The following is a 16,980-nucleotide window of genomic DNA, read 5'->3' as shown; positions in this document are numbered from 1 at the left end:
CGTTTCCCGCCGCACGACCTCCTCGCACACAACCGGACAACGAGTATGTGAGTGCGCGCCTACTGTACACCATGGCAACACTTGGCGCTCGATTGCGAGCGGCGAGCGCGCCGCTCGTGCTCGCGCTGGCCGCGGGGGTCGCGGGGGTCGCGGGGTCGTACCTGGTCGCCGGGTTCGCGCAGGGGTTCGTCGCCGCGCCCGTCGAGTCCGCGCTCTCGCGGGCGATGCCGGGCGTCGTCGTCACGTACGCGATTCTCGTCCTGGGGAGCCTCGGCCAGCAGCTCAACCTGCTCGCGGCCGTCGGCCTCGCGGTGGGATTGTTCGCCGTCGTCGCGTGGTTCGCGCTCGGCATCGGCCGGCAGCTCGCCGCGCCGTTCGTCGGTCCCGCCCTCGCGGGGACGGTCGTCTGGGGGACGACGGCGGCGCTGACGGGCGATCCCCTGCTCGCGCTCGGCGCGGCCGTCCCGGCGGCCGCGGTGCTCGCCGTTCCGGCGATCGTCTCGCGCCTCGCCGGGGGCAGTGCCGACGCGGGCGGCGTCGACGGGGAGCGGCGCTCCGCGCTCGGGGCGCTCGCGGGCGCGCTCGGCTTCGGGCTCCTCGCGTTCGTCGTGGGCGGCCGGTCGGGGGACGCCGGCGGCGAACTGGAGGGGACGGGGGAGCGGCGCGCGAGGACCGAGCGGCTCCTCTCGGAGGCCCGGGAGAAGTCGCTCGACATCGCAGGTCTCGAACCGCTCGTCAGCGATGACTTCTACGAGGTGGACATCAACAGCGTCGACCCGCAGGTGGACGCCGAGGGCTGGTCGCTGCGCGTCACCGGCGCGGTCGAGGCGGAGATCGACCTCTCATACGGCGAACTGACGTCGATGCCCTCCGAGTCGACGTTCGTCTCGCTGCGCTGCGTCGGCGAGGGGCTCAACGGGGAGAAGATGGACAACGCCCTCTGGGAGGTCGTCCCGATCGACGACGTGCTCGACCGGGCGGGCCTCTCCCTCGATGAGTGCTGCGTGATGCTCCGGGCGGCCGACGACTACTACGAGGAGTTCCCCGCCGAGGCGCTGAAGCGGGGGTACCTCGCCTACGGCATGAACGGCCGGCAACTACCGCGGGCACACGGCTCCCCCGTCCGCGCGCTCATCCCGGGACACTGGGGGGAGATCAACGTCAAGTGGCTCACCGAGATCGAGGTGCTCGAACGGCCGGCCGACGGTTACTGGGAGGAGCGCGGCTGGCACGGCACCGGTCCCGTCACCACGGTCGCGAAGCTCCACGTCGTCAACCGCCTCGACGACGGGCGCGTACAGGTCGCGGGACACGCCTACGCAGGGACGCGCGGCGTCAGCCGCGTCGAGGTCTCGACCGACGGCGGGGAGAGCTGGACCGACGCCCGCCTCTCCGAGCCGCTCCCCGGCGAGGACGTCTGGCGGCAGTGGGCCCACGAGTACGACGCCCCCGAGGGGGAACACGAGGTCGTCGTCCGCGCCTACGAGGCCGACGGGACGCGCCAGCCCGGAGAGCGCCGCTCGCCCTTCCCGAGGGGGGCGACGGGCTGGGTGACGCGGACGATAGAACCATAGCCTGGTCGACACGTTGATGCGTCCGGGGGGAGCAGGTGACGTATGGCCGACCTCCTCCCGCTCTTCGTCCTCGGGGCCGTCGGGGTGACGGCGTTCGTCGTCGCGCGCACGCGAACGGAGCGGTCGCTCGATCGCAACCGCGGCATCGGCTGCGTCCTCGCCGCGGTGCTCCTGCTGTTCGGCACCGACGTCGCCGCGGTCGTCGACGTCAGGCTTCCCGAGACGGTCGGCCTGTCGTTCTCGATCGGGAGCCTCCTGCTGCTCGGCGCGCCGCTCTACTACTTCGTCGTGCAGGACCCGCCGGCCGGCGAGGCGACGGCGGCGGACGGGCCCGACGAGTGACGGGGACGATCCACGGAGACGGTGGGGGAAACGGGAGAAACGGGAGATGCGGGAATCGACGTCCGTTCGACGCAACGGTCAGTTCCACGCAGTACGGGCCGCTAGCACTCAGACCAGCCGCAGGACTCGCAGGTCTTGCAGCCCTCGCTGTAGTAGAGCGTCATCGACCCGCAGTCGGGACACTCGGGGCTCTCGCCGGCGTCGATGAGCGACTGCGTGGCGTCCGCGTCCGACGCGCCGTCGGACTGCGACGCGTCGCGGTTGGGATCGGCGTCCGTCGCCGACGCGTCGGTCGCATCGGTCACCTCCCCGCCGGCGGATCGGGACTCCGCGTCGCCGAGTTCAGTGAGGCTCTGCTGGCGCGGATACGGTTTGTCGATGTCGCCGTCGAGGTAGCGCCGCATCGCCGTGCCGATGGCGTCCGGGATGGAGTTGATCTGCTCGCCCTTGTCCCAGGCGACCTTCGGGCTGCGGATACCCCGGAGGTCGTCGGCGATCTCGTAGGGATCGACGCCGGAGCGCAGCGAGTAGCTGATCACCTTCGCCAGCGCCTCCGTGAACGATCCGGTGAAGCCGCCGGAGTTGCCGATGGTGGCGAACAGCTCGAACGGCTCGCCCTCCTCGTCCTCGTTGATGTTGACGTACATCTTCCCGTACCCGGTGTTGATGCGCTGGGTGACGCCGTAGAGGACGTCCGGGCGCGGACGCTCCTTCGCGTACGCCCCGCCGACGCCGAGCTCGCCGGACTCGACCAGCGTCTCGAGGTCGTCGCCGAGGGCCTCGCGGACCTCCTCGCTGTCGAGGAAGCCCTCGATGCCGCCGAAGATCTCCCGGATCTGCTCGACGATGACCGCCGCGGCCTCCTCCTCGTCGGCGAACTCCGCGTTGTCGGCGCGGGTCGTGAGCACCTGCTTCGAGCGCGTCCCGTCGCGGTAGACGGTGACGCCCTTCCCGCCGTGGTCGTAGATGTACCGGTAGACCTCGTCCATGTCCTCCTTCGTCGCGGAGTTGGGGAAGTTGCAGGTCTTCGAGATGGCCGAATCGACGCCCGCCTGGCAGGCGCACTGCACGGCGGCGTGGTCCTTGCCCGTCAGGTCGGCGGTGACGACGAACAGCTCCGAGATGGCGTCCGGCACGGTCGAGAGGCTGGAGACGCCCTCGAACTCGTTGTTCGCCATCTGCTCCTGGGCCTCCCGCTTCACCTCATCGACGTCGATGTCGTTCGCCTCCAGCACGCGCAGGAAGTAGTCGTCGAACTCGACGAGCATCTCGTCGCCCTGCACGTCGTCTGAGACGTTCTTGTAGTAGGCGACGTTGTAGATGGGCTCGCAGCCGCCGGTGGTGTTGCCGACCATCGAGGTCGTCCCCGTCGGGGCGATGGTCGTCGTGTTGTGGTTGCGGATCGGGAAGCCGTCGGCCCACTCGTCGGCGTCGAGGCCGGTGTGGTGCTCGAACCACTCGCGGTACTCCGTGGGGGTCGCGTACTTCGAGTCGTCCCAGTCCTCGAACGAGCCGCGCTCGAGCGCCAGTTCGTGGGAGGTCCACTTCGACCCGTGGTTGATGTGGGTCATGAGCTGACGGGCGACCTCGTTGCCCTCCTCGCTCCCGTAGCGGATGCCGAGCTGGATGTAGAGCTGCGCGAGGCCCATGATGCCGAGCCCGATCTTGCGCATCTCGCGGACCTTCCGCTCGATCTGCGGCACGGGGAAGTCGCTCATCGTGACGACGTTCTCGAGGAAGCGCGTGCCGAGTTCGATCCGTCGGTCGAACTCCTCGGCGTCGATGGCCTCCGCCAGGAACGCCTCGACGGCGGCCGCGTGCGAGTCGTACTCGTCGGCGTGCTCGGCCGACCAGACGCGCCAGTCGGGGGCGTCGGTCGCGGCGATCGTCGAGAGGTTAATGTGCCCGAGATTGCACGCCTCGTACTCCTCCAAGGGTTGTTCGCCGCAGTTGTGGACGACGAAACCGTTCGCGACGAACGAATGCGTGTCGGGCTCGGTCAGGTCGTAGACGGTTTCGTGGCCGTCGTGTTTGACGGATTCGACGGTGATTTCGAATCGTTCCGCGTACGGACCACGCTCGTAGGCGTCGAGCCGCTGGCATAGCGCCTCGTTCTTCGAATCGAGGAAGAACCCGATCTCCTCTGCGAATCGACTCAGGTTGTCCTTCGCAATGACGAGGTCGTGCTGTGCGCGAGTCTCGTACTCCTTCGAACCGCCGTTGCCGTCCGGTAGCGCCGTCGTACCGGCCTCGCGGCGGTCGTTGTACAGCTTGCTCGCGATGCCGAAGTTGAGCAAGAGGCGCTGAACGTCGACGAGCAGACTCCGATACGAACTGGATAGACGGACGGAGATGCCCTTCTCCACGTTCCCCTGTACGCCGCCGTCGGCGGTGAAGAGCGCCTGCAGGAATCCGCGGGCCATGTCCTCGGAACCACGGAACACGACGTCGGGGACCTGGTGTTTCCGCTCTACCAAGCCGGCGTCCTCTGCGAGTTCGTAGAGACGCGAGGAACGGATACGCTCTTCGCAGGACTCGGGACCACGGTAGTCGGCAGTGCGCTGGATCTGATTGACGCCGACCTCGTAGTTCGCGTTACCCGTCGGCTCCCGCACGACGTCGTTGACGTATTCTGCGAACTCCCCTGAGATCGCGGTGTCCTCGTCGTAGAAGTTGAGCACAGCCCGTTCCTCGCCGTGTTTGAGGTGGCCGTCGCCGACGAGCCAGCCAAGGACCTTACCCTCCTCGGCGGAGCCGTGCTGGCCGAAACCGCCCTTCCGGTTGGCGATGTGAACCGTGTCGCCGGCGTCGAGGTCCCGCGCCTCGACCCAGCCGTCGTCGGTCATGACGCGGTGGTCGGCGGTGAGGCGTAGTTCGTAGCCCTCCTTCGTCGTCAGCCGATAGACGTCCTTCTCACCGGTTTTGTAGACGCTACTCGCCTCTTTGATCGTCTCCTCGCTCAACCGATCGTCCACGACGACGTCGATCGCGACGCCCTGCTCGTACAGCTCCTCGGCGGGGATCAGTCCGTTGCCGGTGCTGATGAGCGTGTCACCCGTGACGCAAGGATTCGTCGCGAGAATCCTGTGTTCCGGATGTTCGTCCACGTCGAACGAGTGTTCCTTGTTCACCCGTTCGAGGTAGATGACGCCCGGCTCGCCGTTCTCGTGTGCGCCGCTCACGATGCGGTCCCAGAGCACCTCGGCGGGGATGGAGAAGACCTCGCCGGGTTCGACGTACTCGCCCAGCCCGTAGCGCTCGTACATCTCCTTCGTCTCGGGGGTGGCGACGTGGGGTTCCTCCGTGCGGGGGTTCGTGAACGTGAACTCCTCGCCGGCGTAGAGCGCCTCCATGAAGCCGTCGGTGACGCCGACGGAGATGTTGAAGTTGGAGAGGTGGCCCTCGACGGCGTTCCGGAGGTGTTTGGGGACGCGCCCGTCCTCGTCGATGAGCGAGCGGGCCTCCTCCAGCGCCTCCGAGAAGCTGGTGTAGGTGTAGTCGTCGGGGTCGTTGAGCCGGAGGCAGTGGGCCAGCGAGACGTCCTTGTTCTTCGCGTGGATGAACTCGATCACGTCGGGGTGGCTGACGCGCATGACGCCCATCTGCGCGCCGCGGCGGGTGCCGCCCTGTGCGATCGTCTCGCACATCTGGTCGAACGTCCGCATGAACGTGATCGGCCCGGAGGCGATGCCGCCAGTGGATCCGACGGGGTCGCCGTAGGGGCGCAGTCGCCAGAAGGCGTAGCCCATCCCGCCGCCGCTGTTGTGCGAGACGATCCCGTCCGTAACGTACTGGTGGTCGCCCGCGACGGTGATGTCGTAGACGGTCGCGTCCGCGGACTCGGTCACCGACTCGACCTCGACAGTGTACGAGTCTCCGATGACGTACGAGTCACGCGCGTTCACCGACTCGACGTTCGAAAGTCCGATTTCGCGGCGTTCGTCGATGAAACCGACATCGCGCATGAACGCCGCTCGGCCGGCACCGGTCGTCGGAATCAGGCCGTAGTACGGGGGGGTATCCTCGTCGCGGATGACCGACTTCTTGACCGGGTAGCCCAGTCCCATCATCAGCGTCGCGACGTCGTCGATGGCCCGTTCCGAGGAGCTGTACAGCTTCGGGTAGGTGTCGTTGAGGAGCGTTCCGTCGGCCGTGAAGTAGCCGCGGAGGAACGCCTCGACGAGGGGCGCGGGTGCGTTCTTGACGACCTGCGGGACGCACGCGGACTGCGCTCCGTCGCGCTTGCAGTCGAAGTTCGTCTCCCACCAGCGTTTGAGTTCGTGGCTGTTGATACAGATCTCGTAACAGCCACCGCTGAACGTCGACGAGGTGACGGTGTCGAACAACTGCTGTGAGAGGTGGTCGATGTACTCGGCGATGCTCTCTCGCCCGACGTGGAACCGGATGCCGTCCTGATGCCACGAGCCGTCGCCGACCCAGAGGCCGACGAGTTCGGCGAGTTCTTCGGTCAGATACTCGGGTTGGCTGACCGACTTGACCGCAGTGCCGTTCGATTCGAGTCCTTCTCGCGCACGGAACTGGCCAACGGTCACTTGATGGACACCGAGGGTGTCGGCGATTTCCGAGTCGGTGTGCCCCGCCTCGTACAGGCCGAGGGCAGCGGACTCGTCGAACGAGGTCGACCCGAGCGGCCGTCCACCGGTTCCGTTCGGGGGGAGGGCCAGTTCGTGACTACGACGACGCTGTATCGTCGACTTGCCACAGTCCAACCGTTCTGCGATCTCGTAGTCGCTCAGTCCCTGTTGATACAGTTCGACGATCTCCGCGTTCTCGACGGTCCTCTGTTCGCTCCACTGCGCGCCGCTCGGTACGGCTGCGAGCTGTGGAACCGCTCGCTCGGTGTCTCGAAGCCATCCCAGTGCGTACTGTACCTGCTGTCCGGCCCGAATCTCGTCGAGTCGGGTCCACTCCCCATCGACCTCGATGCGGTGGTTCGGGGTTCCGCGAATGGAGAGCCCGTTCGCGAGCGAGACGGTCAGCGTCTCGGCGTTCTCGTATTTGTGCGTCTCCTCGACCGGTCTGTATTGGAACCCGGAGTCAGTCCGCTGTGCGATGCGGTCGCCGACTTCGACCGCCGAAACGCTGACGTGCCCCTTGTCCTCGACCACGACGGTCGAATCTGCCGTGAGACACTGAAAGACCTCCGCGGCCTCCTTGGCGGTCTGGTGGATGTCCGTGAGGTCGTCGTCGGGCGAGTCGACGAAGCACGCCGAGAGCTGCTGGAGTTCGTCGCCGGCGTTCATCAGCGTCGGCGAGTTCGGGACGAACGAGAGCATCGACATGAGCTCCTCGAACTCCGCCGCCTTCCCCTCGACGTGCTCGCGGATCTCGTCGGGAAGTTCGGGGACGACGGTGTCGTAGGCGAACTTGTTGACGTTGTACGCGGAGAGCGTCGTCGCCGCCTCGTCGTCCGCCGTCGTGCCCGCGCCGAACACCTCGGCGGCGAGTTCGTCGCGGCGGGGATGTCCGGGCTTGAGCTGCTCGGGCGTGACGGTGACCTGGACGTCGCGCTTCTCGGCCTCGAAGACGGCCTCCGCGAGGGCGATGTTCTTCGCGACGCGCTCGAAGAGCCCCTCCTGGGTCTCGATCAGGTTTCCGTCCGCGTCCTTACGCAGGTAGCGGGCGGGGAGGATGTTGTTGTACGCGTTGCCCGTCATGCGCTCCTCGAGCGTCGCGCCCGTCGTGCGCTTGATCGGGAGCGTCAGTTCGTCCGCGGAGAGGTCTGCCTTACTCATGGTATCTCAGAGGGGGTACCGCTGACGTCGTGGCTCGTGTGTGGTATCTGGTCATTGATTAGCGGAGTTATCTATTCTGTCCGAACGTGTTTAATTCTTCGAGTCGATATTCATTAGCTTTCCATCACGTTAACGACGGTCGGCTCGCGAGCGCCACGACTCGGCGCTCGATTGGACGTCCCCATCCGACGACCTCCGAAAACATAACCGTACTTGGACCGCAGTGAAAGTGAGTCTTGCGCCGGAAAACCGTGTGACTGGGTACGGACTCGACCCGAAGCGATCGGGGGTTCGATCCGGGGGTGATCGGCGACGAACGATCCCCGAACCGGCGCCGATCGACACGACTTACTCCCTCGACGTGGTGGACCGTCGCATGGACGGAAGTCTGCTGCAGGCGGCCCCGATCGACGCGCTCGCGGCGCTGGTCGGCCTGGGGCTCGTCGTCCTCCTCGCCCGGCTGATCCTGCGCGTCGCGTGGAAACTCGTCGTGGTCGCGGCGCTGGTCGCCGTCGGCCTGTGGCTCGTCGAGGTCGTCGCGCCGCCCCTGGTCGCCGCGACGGTCCTGCCGTAGCCGCCGTCGCCAACCGTCGCCGTCGCGTCCCCCGCGCCCACTACGTCGCACCCTCGACGAAGTTCCGGACGAGCGCGTGGCCCGACTCGGTGAGGACGCTCTCGGGGTGGAACTGGACGCACTCGATGGGGTGCTCGCGGTGGCGCACGCCCATCACGAGGCGCTCGCCGTCGACCCGCGTGGTCGCGCTCACCGCGAAGCAGTCGGGGACCGCCGTGGCGACCAGCGAGTGATAGCGTCCGCCGCGGAGCGGCGAGGGGAGCCCCGCGAAGACTCCCCGGCCGTCGTGGTCCACCGGGAACGCCTTCCCGTGGACGGGTTCCGGCGCGCGCCCGACGGCCCCGCCGTAGGCGTAGACGGCCGCCTCCAGCCCGAGACAGACGCCGAGCGTCGGCACCTCGGGACTGAGTTCGCGCAGCACGTCGAGCGTCACGCCGACGTCACGCTCGTTTCTCGGGTGGCCCGGGCCGGGGCTGACGACGATCGCGTCGGGGTCGGTCGCTCGGACCTGCTCCAGCGTGGCGGTGTTTCGCACCACCTGCGTCTCCGCGTGCCGGCTGACGTACTCCACGAGGTTGTACGTGAACGAGTCGAAGTTGTCGACGAAGAGGACGCGCGTCATCGGACCCCCTCGACCTCCGGTGGCCGCTCGATGGCTTCGAGCGCGGCGAGCACGCCGCGCATCTTCCGCTCGGTCTCCTCGAATTCGGCGGCGGGATCGCTGTCCGCGACGATCCCCGCCCCCGCGCGGACGGCCACGCGGTCGCGCGTCCCCTCGCGCTCGACCAGCGCCGACCGGATGACGATGGCCGCGTCGGCGTTCCCGTCCCACGAGAAGTAGCCGACCCCGCCGCCGTAGACGCCCCGGGGCGTGCGTTCGAGGTCGTGGATGAGTTCCATCGCGCGCACCTTCGGCGCGCCCGAGAGCGTCCCGGCCGGGAACGACGCGCGCGTCGCGTCGAAGGCGTCCGCGTCCGCCGCGAGTCGCCCGGTCACGGTCGACTCGATGTGCTGGACGTGGCTGTACTTGAGGACGTTCATGAACTCCTCGACGCGCACGCTCCCCGGTTCGCTCACCCGGCGCACGTCGTTGCGCGCGAGGTCGACGAGCATCGTGTGCTCGGCGCGCTCCTTCCCGTCGGCGAGCAGTTCGCCCGCGAGGCGGCGGTCCTCGACGGGACTCGCCCCACGGGCACAGGTGCCCGCGATGGGGTTGGCGGTGACGGTCCCGTCGCGGACCGAGACGAGCGTCTCGGGGCTCGCGCCGACGAGCGTCCGCTCGTCGTAGTCGAGGACGTACATGTACGGCGAGGGGTTGATCTCGCGCAACGAGGCGTAGAGGCCGAGAGGATCGACCTCGCCCCGTAGCTCCCGCGACCGGGAGACGACGCCCTGATAGATGTCGCCGTCGAGGACGTGCTCCTTCGCGCGCCGGACGGCCGCCTCGTACTCCTCTTGGGGGCCCGCGCGCTCCTCCTCCCGGCGGAAGCCGCCGCGCTCGGGCGGCGAGGCGGACGCGAGCGCCGCGCGCGTCCGTTCCGCGAACGCGTCGAGGTCGTCGTACACCGCGCCGGGGTCGTCGTCGGGTCGGATCAGCGGCGTGAACACGAGCCGACACGTCCCCTCGCGGTGGTCGAACGTGAGCGTCCGCTCGCTCAGGACGAACTGCGCGTCCGGGACGGGCGAGTCCGGGCGCTCGACGCCCACCTCGTCCAGCCAGAGGTCGTAGACGGCGTCGTAGGCGAGGAAGCCGACGAGGCCGCCCGCGAAGCGGCCCGCGTCGTCGAATCCCCGGCGCTCGACGGCCGGGAGCGAGGCGCGGAGTTCGTCGAGCACGTCCCCCGCCGCGTCGGCGGGACGGATCGCGCCCTCGTACCGCGGATCGAAGACCTCGACCGACGGGCCGTCCGGGCCGAGGGCGACGACGGCCGCGGGGTCGACGCCGACGTAGGAGTAGCGCGCGTGGCGGTCGGTTCCGCCGGGCGCGAACGCGCCGTCGGGGTCGTGGGAGGCGACCTTCTCGCCGCTCTCGAGCAGGAACGAATACGGCCGCGTCGACGCCTCGCAGAGCGTCGCGTAGGCGGTCAGCGGGTCGAGGTCGACGTCGAGCGCCGCGGTCGCGTGGACGACGACCGGTTCGTCCCCCGCCGCGAGATCCGCGAACGCCGCCCGCGACCGGTCGAGGGCGACCACGTCAGGCCCCCCGGACGGCGGCGACGAACGTCCGCATCGCCGCGCGGTCCTTCTCGCCGTTCGGGCGCTCGACGCCGCTCGCGGCGTCCACCCCGAACGGCCGGACGGTCTCGACCGCCTCCGCGACGTTCTCGGGGGTGAGCCCCCCCGCGAGGACGACGGGTGCGTCGACCGACTCGACGACGGCCCGCGTTCGCGTCCAGTCGTGCGTCTCGCCGGTTCCGCCGCCGCCGTCCGCGGACGGGGTGTCCACCAGGAGCGCGCTCGCGGCGCGCGCGTAGGCCGTCGCGTCCGGATCGTCGGCCCCGACCGCGGCGACGACGGGCACGTCGACCGCGCGGGCGAGGGCGGCCACCCCCTCGGCGGACATCCCGTGGACCTGCACCTCGTCCGGGCGGACGCGCCCGACGAGCTCGGCGGCCGCCTCGGGGGAGTCGGGCATCGTCACGAGCGTCGACGTCACCGTCCCCGGCGTCCCGGCGACGAGTTCGGCGGCCGCCTCGGGGGCGACCTCGCGGTGCGTGTCGACGGACACGTCGGAGATGACGCCGACGGCGTCGGCTCCGGCGGCGACGGCGGCGTCGCGGTCACCCGGGGTCGTGATCCCGCAGAGTTTCACGCGCGTCATCGCGTGGAGGGCGAGGCGGGGACGCCTTCGCAGAGGTCGGCGAGTCTCCCGGCCGCCGCGCCCGAGTCGACGGCCTCGCGGGCGCGCTCGACGCCGGCCGCGACGCTCTCTACCTCGCCCGCGACGTAGATGGCCGCCCCCGCGTTGAGGAGGACGATGTCGCGCTTCGGTCCCCCGACGTCGCCCTCGACGATGCCCCGGAGGTCGGCAGCGTTCTCGGCGGGCGAACCGCCGGCGACCGCCTCGACGGGCGCACGGTCGAGCCCTACGTCCGCGGGTTCGAGCGCGTACTCCTCGATCTCGTCGCCGCGCACCTCGGCGACGGTGGACGCCGCGTGGAGGCTGAGTTCGTCCATGCCGTCGCCGTGGACGACGAGCGCGCGCTCGACCGGAAGGTTCGAGAGCGCGCGGGCGAGCACGGGGACGAGGGCCGCGTCGTAGACGCCCACGACCTGCGCGTCCGCCCCGGCGGGGTTGGTCAGCGGCCCGAGGACGTTGAAGACCGTGCGCATCCCGAGTTCCTTCCGCGGGCCGATGACGGCCTTCATCGCGGGGTGGAACACGGGTGCGAGCATGAACCCGATACCGTCCTCCTCGATGGCCGCCTCGACGGCGTCGGGTTCGGCGTCGACCCGCACGCCCACCTCGGTGAGCACGTCGGCACTGCCCGACGAGGAGGAGACCGAGTAGTTGCCGTGCTTCGCGACCGGGACGCCCGCCCCGCTGGCGACGATAGCGCTGGTCGTCGAGACGTTGATCGTGTCGTAGTCGTCGCCGCCGGTGCCGCAGGTGTCCACGAGCGGCGAGCGGTCGGGATCGATGGTCCGCGCCGCGTCGCGCATCCCCTGGGCGAAGCCCGCGATCTCCGCCTCCGTCTCGCCCTTCGCCCGGAGCGCGGCGAGCAGCGCGCCGATCTGGGCCTCCGTCGCCCCCGCGAACACCGCGCTCGCCGCCTCCCGTGCCTCCGCCTGTGTCAGGTCCGCGCCGTCGGTGACGCGCTCAATGTAATCCTTCATGGGTGAGTATCAATGATCGTTGTTGGGTTATGACGTACAAATGTGTGCATCGTAATGAAGGTGTCGGACGAGGTGGTGGCGGACGGGTCAGTCGCGACGTGTGAACGCCGGACACGCCCGACGTCGTTCGGAAAGGTTCAAGTATCCGTATCGGGTATCGGAGCGTGCGGGAGAGCGCGGGTTGGTGGTCTAGGCTGGTTATGACACCTCCTTGACATGGAGGAGGTCGGCAGTTCAAATCTGCCCCAACCCATTCCTCTGTGACGCAACGACGGTGAGCGGAGCGAACCGCCAGCGTCACAGGGAATTGAAACGGCAGATTTGAACTTCGGTCGCTCCGCTCACTGCACTCGCTTCGCTCCCTAGTTCAAATCTGCCCCAACCCACTATCCTTCCGCGGTACAACGCGACGAGCCCGTACCGCGGAGGATCGAGACGTTGCGGGCAGATTTGAACCAGGGAGGGCGACTCCCTCGACGCGATCACGTCACGGGGCAGCGAGATCAAGAACGAGCCGACGTACGTCGAGCGACGTCAGGACGCGATCGACTCGAAGGGCCGGCCCGTCCGCGACGAGCGCCTCCTCGGCTGGACCACCCTCACACACGGAAACCGCTTCGCGCTCGAATCATACGACTCTCCGGAGGAACCCGACGCACCGGAGGGGGCCGAGGAGCATCACCTGCTGATCAGATCCGACGAGAAATCGCCCTACAGCTTCGCCGTGAGCGGCGACATCACGTTCGATTCGTGGTGGGGAGCCGAAGACGCTATCGAGGGGAGGAGCGCGCGGGGCGTCCTCGCGGGTGGCGGGGACGCCTACCGCTTTACTGGCGTGATCACGGACTTCGAGATCGACGGCCCGGCGACCATCGAACTCGACGGGGAGCCGACCACCCCCGAGGAACTCCGCTCGATGGGCGATTCCGAGGGCGAGTAACCCGAAGCGCCGAGCGAGCGCCGAATCAGCCGTCGACCGTCCCCGGGGGCGGCGGTCACGCAGTTCGGCTGGCCGAATGATTTTTTAAACTCCTATTCTAACGGAATTAATGCGGGGTGCGAACCCCGAACCGGTGCGGTCGTCGTTCCGACGGCCGGGGTCGACTGGTGCGTGACCCCGAGCCATCCACGCTCCCGGCCGTCGGAGTCATTCCCTCGGATCGCAACGGGAGGCGAACGCCGCGTCCGTCGCCGACCGCGTTCCGTTACGTACCGCGGTCACCCCTCCACGCCGGTCCCCTCGTCGCCCTCCTCGCCGTCGAGCACCTTCCGCAACGTCTCGTGCGTCCCCACTACCATCGTCGGCACGAGCAGCATGAAGACGTGCTCCTCGATGGGGATTCCGAGCAGGTCCACCCCGGTCCGCAGCGGGATGACGAACACGCCTACCTGCAGGGTGTACCAGTCCCAGAGGTAGGCGAAGGGATAGAGGACGAGCGTCGTTCGGGCGGCCGCGCGCCACGCGCCGGCGTACCTGACCAGCGCGAGCGCCACGACGCCCCACAGGAGTTCCGTCGCGAGGTAGGTATAGGACCCGAAGACGGTGACGTCGATCATAGTCAGAGTCCGTTCTCCGGAGTGAAATCTCTACGCCCAGTGACATGCGTGACCCGCCTGTCCGCCAAGCTTGATAACGTACGGGGCGGAAGTACGATCGGAGAGAACAATGGACATCGCAGATATCGCGACCCGGGAGTTCGTCGAGGTGGACGGGCAGAAGCGCCTCTCCAAGGTTCGCTCGATCTTCGAGCACGAGAACCCGAAGGGCGTCATCGTCACCGACGATGGGGATTACCAGGGCGTAATCACTCAACAGCAGTTACTCCAGTCGCACATCGAGGACGACATGAAGGCGGCCGCGATGGTTAAGTCCGCGCCGAAGATCGAGCGGACCGCCGATCTGCGCAACGTCGCACGCATGCTCATCGAGGGCGACACGAAGGTCGCCCCGGTGTTCGAGGGCGACGACCTGTGGGGCATCATCACGGCGGATGCAATCCTCGACGCCGTACTCGAGAACCTGGACGTCCTCACCGTCGACCAGATCTTCACCGAGGACCTCGTCACGGTCACCGAGGACACCCACATCGGGCGGGCGATCAACCTCCTCCGCGAGAACGGCGTCTCGCGGCTGCCGGTCGTCAACGAGAACGGTCGGCTGACCGGGATGCTCACCACGCACGACATCGTCGACGTGGTCGTCCGCAACATGGACAAGCCCACGCAGGGCGACCGCGCGGGCGACATCGAGCGCGTCCTCGACCTCCCCGTCTACGACGTGATGGCGAACCCCGTCACGACGGTCGACCTCGACGACACGGTCCGCGAGGCGGTAGAGCTGATGTTCGAGATGGACTACTCCGGGCTCGTCGTGACGCCCGAGTACGACGACAGTCTCCCGGCGGGCATCCTCACGAAGACCGACGTCCTGCGGGCGCTCACCTACACAGAAGAGGAGCACATGGACGTACAGATCACGAACATCGACCTGCTCGACACGATCACGCGCGACGAGATCCGCCGGAGCATCGAGGCGGTCGTCGAGAAGTACCAGCGGATGTCCGTCCAGCACGCGCACGTCCGGTTCCACAAGCACAAGGAGAAACTCCGCGGTACCCCGCTCATCCAGTGTCAGATCCGGCTCCGGACCACCCACGGGCAGGTCGCCGGATCGGGCGAGGGCTACGGCGCCGAGTCGGCCTTCCGCGTCGCGCTCGACCGCCTCGAGCGCAACGTCATCGAGATGAAGGGCATGGAGAGCGACGAGCAGTACCGCGGCCAGCTGCTCCGCAAGCTGAACGAGCTGTAGGCGGGACGGAGGTCAGTCCCCGCCTAACCCCCGCCGAATCGACGCCTCGCGCCCGGTTCTGGCGAGGGCGGGGCCGAAACGATCGATTTCGGACCGCGCGACGGCGCGGTGGCGATAAACGGTTCTGAATCCGAGGTAGTCAGGAATAGCCGAAAAATAACATAACCGTCGTTCTCCGAAGGCGGGGTCAGAGATGCCGTCGTTGCTCGTGCACGTGGTGCTGGGACTCCTGCTCGGTGCGGCGCTGTTGCGGGAGCGCCTCACCCGGCGGGCGGCGCTCGCCGTGGTAGCCGCGACGGCGTTCCCCGACCTCGACGCGTTCGCGGGGCTCTACGTCCCCGGCAGCCACCGCGCGCTGCTGCACACGCTGGTGATCCCGGCCGCGCTCGCGGTGGCGCTTGCGATCGACACCCACCTGCGCGACGAGGGGTTCGTGCTCTCGCGCTTCGGTAGTCACGGCGTGCAGATCGCGTGGGCGTGCCTGCTCGCGTACGCGGTCGCCGGGATCGGCCTCGACCTCGTGAACGGCGGCGCGAACGTGCTCTACCCGATCCACGACCAGTTCTACGACCTCGACGGCGCCATCGTCTACTCCACGACCGACGGGTTCGTCCAGACGTACGTCCAGTCCACCGGGCTCGCGGCGGGGGGCGACGTCGGCGGCGGGGCCATCTACGTCACGGGCGGCGAGCGGACGGGGGCCGTCGACGCGGGGCAGTTCGGCTCGTCCGGGGAGGTCCACGTCAGCAGCCCCGTCGATCCGGTACCGGGACCGGAGCCGCCGGGCACCGAACGCGTGTTCACCATCGTGAAGACGGGTTGGCAGCTCCTCCTGCTGTTCGCGGGGGTGGTCGCCGTCGTCGGTCGACGCCTCCTGCGGCGGTACGACGCGGACCGTCGGGAGGCGGTCCGTCCCGCTGACTGATCGCACGCGCTATACCGGGGGCGTCCCTCGACCGACCATGGAGCAGCACGCGGACGTGATCGTGCGCCCGTACGACCCGAGCGCGGACTGGCCCGCGCTCTGGGAGTTGAAGGCGGCCTTCGAGCGCGAACTCGGCGGCGACGAGGGAGCGAAGGCGACGAAGTACGAGGGGAAGCTCACCGACGCCTACCGCGATCGCTACCGGGACTGGGTGGCAGACTGCGCCGGGCGCGACCCCGGCTGCGTCCTCGTCGCCGCCGACGACGGGCCGGTCGGCTACCTCTTTCTCCTCCCCGAGGCGCTCGCCCTGATCTGGGACGCGGCGGTGGTCAACGAACTCTACCTCGCCCCGGCGTACCGCGGGACGGGACTCGCCGGGGAGCTGATGGACGCGGCGCTCGCGCACGCGGCCGAGCAGGACCTCCCGCTCCCCCGGGTCGTTCTCGACGTCGATCCGAACAACGAGCGCGCGTACGCTTTCTACGACGGGTACGGGTTCGAGTCGTGGGCGGAGATGGTCTCCTACGGTCTCGAGGACAGCTGAACGCCGACCAGCCCCCCGAGCGCGCCGAACGCGAGGGGGTAGGCGACCCCCGCGACCGCGACCGCGGCGAGGGGATCGACGCCGCCCACCACGCCGCCGCCGAAGGCGTGACGCGTCTGCGCGGCGAAGAGGGCGGCCAGCGCGCCGTACCCGAGCGTCACCGGGACGCTCGTCAGGAGCGCGGTCCGGACGTCTCGAACGCCGTTCGCCGCGAGGACGAGCGCGCTCGCGAGGACGAGCACGAGCGGCGGGAGGAGATAGAGCAGCGGTGCGGCGGCGCTGTCGCTACCCGCGACGAGGTCGAACGACCGCGATCCGCCGGGGAGTCCCAGCAACCGGACGTCGACGAAGTGACCGCCGTAGTAGAGCCAGCCGACTGCCTTCCACGCCGGGAGGGGGTCGCCGCCGAGGGACGAGACGCCGACGTTGAACTCGGCGAGCGCCGCCTCGACGCGCCCGACGCTCGCGGCGTACGTCGCCGCGTAGCCGAGCAACCACGCGAGCACACCCGCGAGCGCGCCGGTGACGACGGGGAGCGACGCCGGTTCCCCGCGCGAGGCGGTCGCCCGGTCGCGTTCGTCGACCGTATCCGACATCTTACCGAGGCGACGGGTCGCGG

14 protein-coding genes, 1 tRNA gene and 1 pseudogene are annotated in these 16,980 nt (G+C 68.8%); 8 read left to right on the top strand and 8 right to left on the bottom strand.

Features of this window, described 5'->3' with window-relative positions:
* Positions 1-71: 71 nt before the first annotated feature.
* The gene (locus tag P1K31_RS14530; protein WP_276304046.1) at positions 72-1,574 is read left to right on the top strand and encodes a molybdopterin-dependent oxidoreductase; all 1,503 of its coding nucleotides are present in this window, start codon (positions 72-74) and stop codon (positions 1,572-1,574) included.
* Positions 1,575-1,616: 42 nt separating this feature from the next.
* Positions 1,617-1,916, top strand: coding sequence for a hypothetical protein (locus P1K31_RS14525; RefSeq protein WP_276304045.1), 300 nt, complete (start codon positions 1,617-1,619; stop codon positions 1,914-1,916).
* Positions 1,917-2,017: 101 nt separating this feature from the next.
* Here P1K31_RS14525 and P1K31_RS14520 read toward each other — a convergent pair whose 3' ends face one another.
* Positions 2,018-7,045, bottom strand: a complete 5,028-nt coding sequence (locus tag P1K31_RS14520; protein WP_379801553.1) for a ribonucleotide reductase barrel domain-containing protein — start codon at positions 7,043-7,045, stop codon at positions 2,018-2,020.
* Positions 7,046-7,069: 24 nt separating this feature from the next.
* Positions 7,070-7,672: pseudogene (locus tag P1K31_RS22090) on the bottom strand (ribonucleotide reductase N-terminal alpha domain-containing protein); the annotation flags it as partial.
* A gap of 376 nt (positions 7,673-8,048) precedes the next feature.
* On the opposite strand from P1K31_RS22090, the gene P1K31_RS14515 reads away from it, so the two are divergent.
* Positions 8,049-8,246 carry a DUF8029 family protein gene (locus tag P1K31_RS14515; protein WP_276304043.1) on the top strand — a complete coding sequence of 66 codons (198 nt, stop codon included), beginning with the start codon at positions 8,049-8,051 and terminating at the stop codon, positions 8,244-8,246.
* Positions 8,247-8,286: 40 nt separating this feature from the next.
* Here the strand turns inward: P1K31_RS14515 and trpG are convergent, their stop codons facing one another.
* The 4 genes from trpG to trpD are packed head-to-tail and all read right to left on the bottom strand — an operon-like array spanning position 8,287 to position 12,083.
* Positions 8,287-8,868, bottom strand: coding sequence for an anthranilate synthase component II (gene trpG / locus P1K31_RS14510; protein WP_276304042.1), 582 nt, complete (start codon positions 8,866-8,868; stop codon positions 8,287-8,289).
* Positions 8,865-10,439 carry an anthranilate synthase component I gene (trpE, locus tag P1K31_RS14505; RefSeq protein ID WP_276304041.1) on the bottom strand — a complete coding sequence of 525 codons (1,575 nt, stop codon included), beginning with the start codon at positions 10,437-10,439 and terminating at the stop codon, positions 8,865-8,867. Before trpE ends, trpG begins: the two co-directional genes overlap by 4 nt.
* A 1-nt stretch (position 10,440) precedes the next feature.
* Complete coding sequence (locus P1K31_RS14500; protein ID WP_276304040.1) at positions 10,441-11,067, bottom strand: phosphoribosylanthranilate isomerase; 627 nt, start codon at positions 11,065-11,067, stop codon at positions 10,441-10,443.
* Positions 11,064-12,083: an anthranilate phosphoribosyltransferase gene (gene trpD, locus P1K31_RS14495; RefSeq protein WP_276304039.1), complete on the bottom strand. Its 1,020-nt coding sequence runs from the start codon at positions 12,081-12,083 to the stop codon at positions 11,064-11,066. The genes P1K31_RS14500 and trpD overlap by 4 nt, the downstream gene beginning before the upstream one ends.
* 178 nt (positions 12,084-12,261) lie before the next feature.
* Here trpD and P1K31_RS14490 point away from each other — a divergent pair.
* A tRNA-Val gene (locus P1K31_RS14490) sits at positions 12,262-12,336 on the top strand.
* A gap of 471 nt (positions 12,337-12,807) precedes the next feature.
* On the top strand, positions 12,808-13,023 hold the full coding sequence (locus P1K31_RS14485; protein ID WP_276304038.1) for a hypothetical protein: 216 nt from the start codon (positions 12,808-12,810) through the stop codon (positions 13,021-13,023).
* Between the two features lie 278 nt (positions 13,024-13,301).
* Here the strand turns inward: P1K31_RS14485 and P1K31_RS14480 are convergent, their stop codons facing one another.
* Positions 13,302-13,640, bottom strand: coding sequence for a lycopene cyclase domain-containing protein (locus P1K31_RS14480; protein WP_276304037.1), 339 nt, complete (start codon positions 13,638-13,640; stop codon positions 13,302-13,304).
* A 109-nt stretch (positions 13,641-13,749) separates the two neighbouring features.
* On the opposite strand from P1K31_RS14480, the gene P1K31_RS14475 reads away from it, so the two are divergent.
* The 3 genes from P1K31_RS14475 (at position 13,750) to P1K31_RS14465 (ending at position 16,361) form a co-directional block, all read left to right on the top strand.
* The gene (locus P1K31_RS14475) at positions 13,750-14,892 is read left to right on the top strand and encodes a CBS domain-containing protein (RefSeq protein WP_276304036.1); all 1,143 of its coding nucleotides are present in this window, start codon (positions 13,750-13,752) and stop codon (positions 14,890-14,892) included.
* A gap of 193 nt (positions 14,893-15,085) precedes the next feature.
* Positions 15,086-15,817 (top strand): metal-dependent hydrolase, encoded by a 732-nt coding sequence (locus tag P1K31_RS14470; RefSeq protein ID WP_276304035.1) that lies wholly within the window; start codon positions 15,086-15,088, stop codon positions 15,815-15,817.
* Between the two features lie 37 nt (positions 15,818-15,854).
* Complete coding sequence (locus P1K31_RS14465; RefSeq protein ID WP_368410816.1) at positions 15,855-16,361, top strand: GNAT family N-acetyltransferase; 507 nt, start codon at positions 15,855-15,857, stop codon at positions 16,359-16,361.
* Here the strand turns inward: P1K31_RS14465 and P1K31_RS14460 are convergent.
* Entirely contained in the window at positions 16,340-16,957 is a 618-nt protein-coding gene (locus P1K31_RS14460; RefSeq protein ID WP_276304034.1) for a DUF7978 family protein, read from the bottom strand. The genes P1K31_RS14465 and P1K31_RS14460 overlap by 22 nt on opposite strands.
* Positions 16,958-16,980 lie beyond the last annotated feature (23 nt).

Origin of the sequence: Halomarina halobia, assembly GCF_029338575.1 — an archaeon.
Lineage (GTDB): Archaea > Halobacteriota > Halobacteria > Halobacteriales > Haloarculaceae > Halomarina > Halomarina halobia.
The sequence above is the reverse complement of the archived record's forward strand: the minus strand, read 5'-3'. Positions and strand labels throughout refer to the sequence as shown.

Bases quoted from the DNA above. Each gene is read 5' to 3' on its own strand.
- P1K31_RS14530 (WP_276304046.1), top strand. From the start codon at position 72: ATGGCAACACTTGGCGCTCGATTGCGAGCGGCGAGCGCGCCGCTCGTG.
- P1K31_RS14525 (WP_276304045.1), top strand. From the start codon at position 1,617: ATGGCCGACCTCCTCCCGCTCTTCGTCCTCGGGGCCGTCGGGGTGACG.
- P1K31_RS14515 (WP_276304043.1), top strand. From the start codon at position 8,049: ATGGACGGAAGTCTGCTGCAGGCGGCCCCGATCGACGCGCTCGCGGCG.
- trpG (WP_276304042.1), bottom strand. From the start codon at position 8,868: ATGACGCGCGTCCTCTTCGTCGACAACTTCGACTCGTTCACGTACAAC.
- P1K31_RS14500 (WP_276304040.1), bottom strand. From the start codon at position 11,067: ATGACGCGCGTGAAACTCTGCGGGATCACGACCCCGGGTGACCGCGAC.
- trpD (WP_276304039.1), bottom strand. From the start codon at position 12,083: ATGAAGGATTACATTGAGCGCGTCACCGACGGCGCGGACCTGACACAG.
- P1K31_RS14480 (WP_276304037.1), bottom strand. From the start codon at position 13,640: ATGATCGACGTCACCGTCTTCGGGTCCTATACCTACCTCGCGACGGAA.
- P1K31_RS14475 (WP_276304036.1), top strand. From the start codon at position 13,750: ATGGACATCGCAGATATCGCGACCCGGGAGTTCGTCGAGGTGGACGGG.
- P1K31_RS14470 (WP_276304035.1), top strand. From the start codon at position 15,086: ATGCCGTCGTTGCTCGTGCACGTGGTGCTGGGACTCCTGCTCGGTGCG.
- P1K31_RS14465 (WP_368410816.1), top strand. From the start codon at position 15,855: ATGGAGCAGCACGCGGACGTGATCGTGCGCCCGTACGACCCGAGCGCG.
- P1K31_RS14460 (WP_276304034.1), bottom strand. From the start codon at position 16,957: ATGTCGGATACGGTCGACGAACGCGACCGGGCGACCGCCTCGCGCGGG.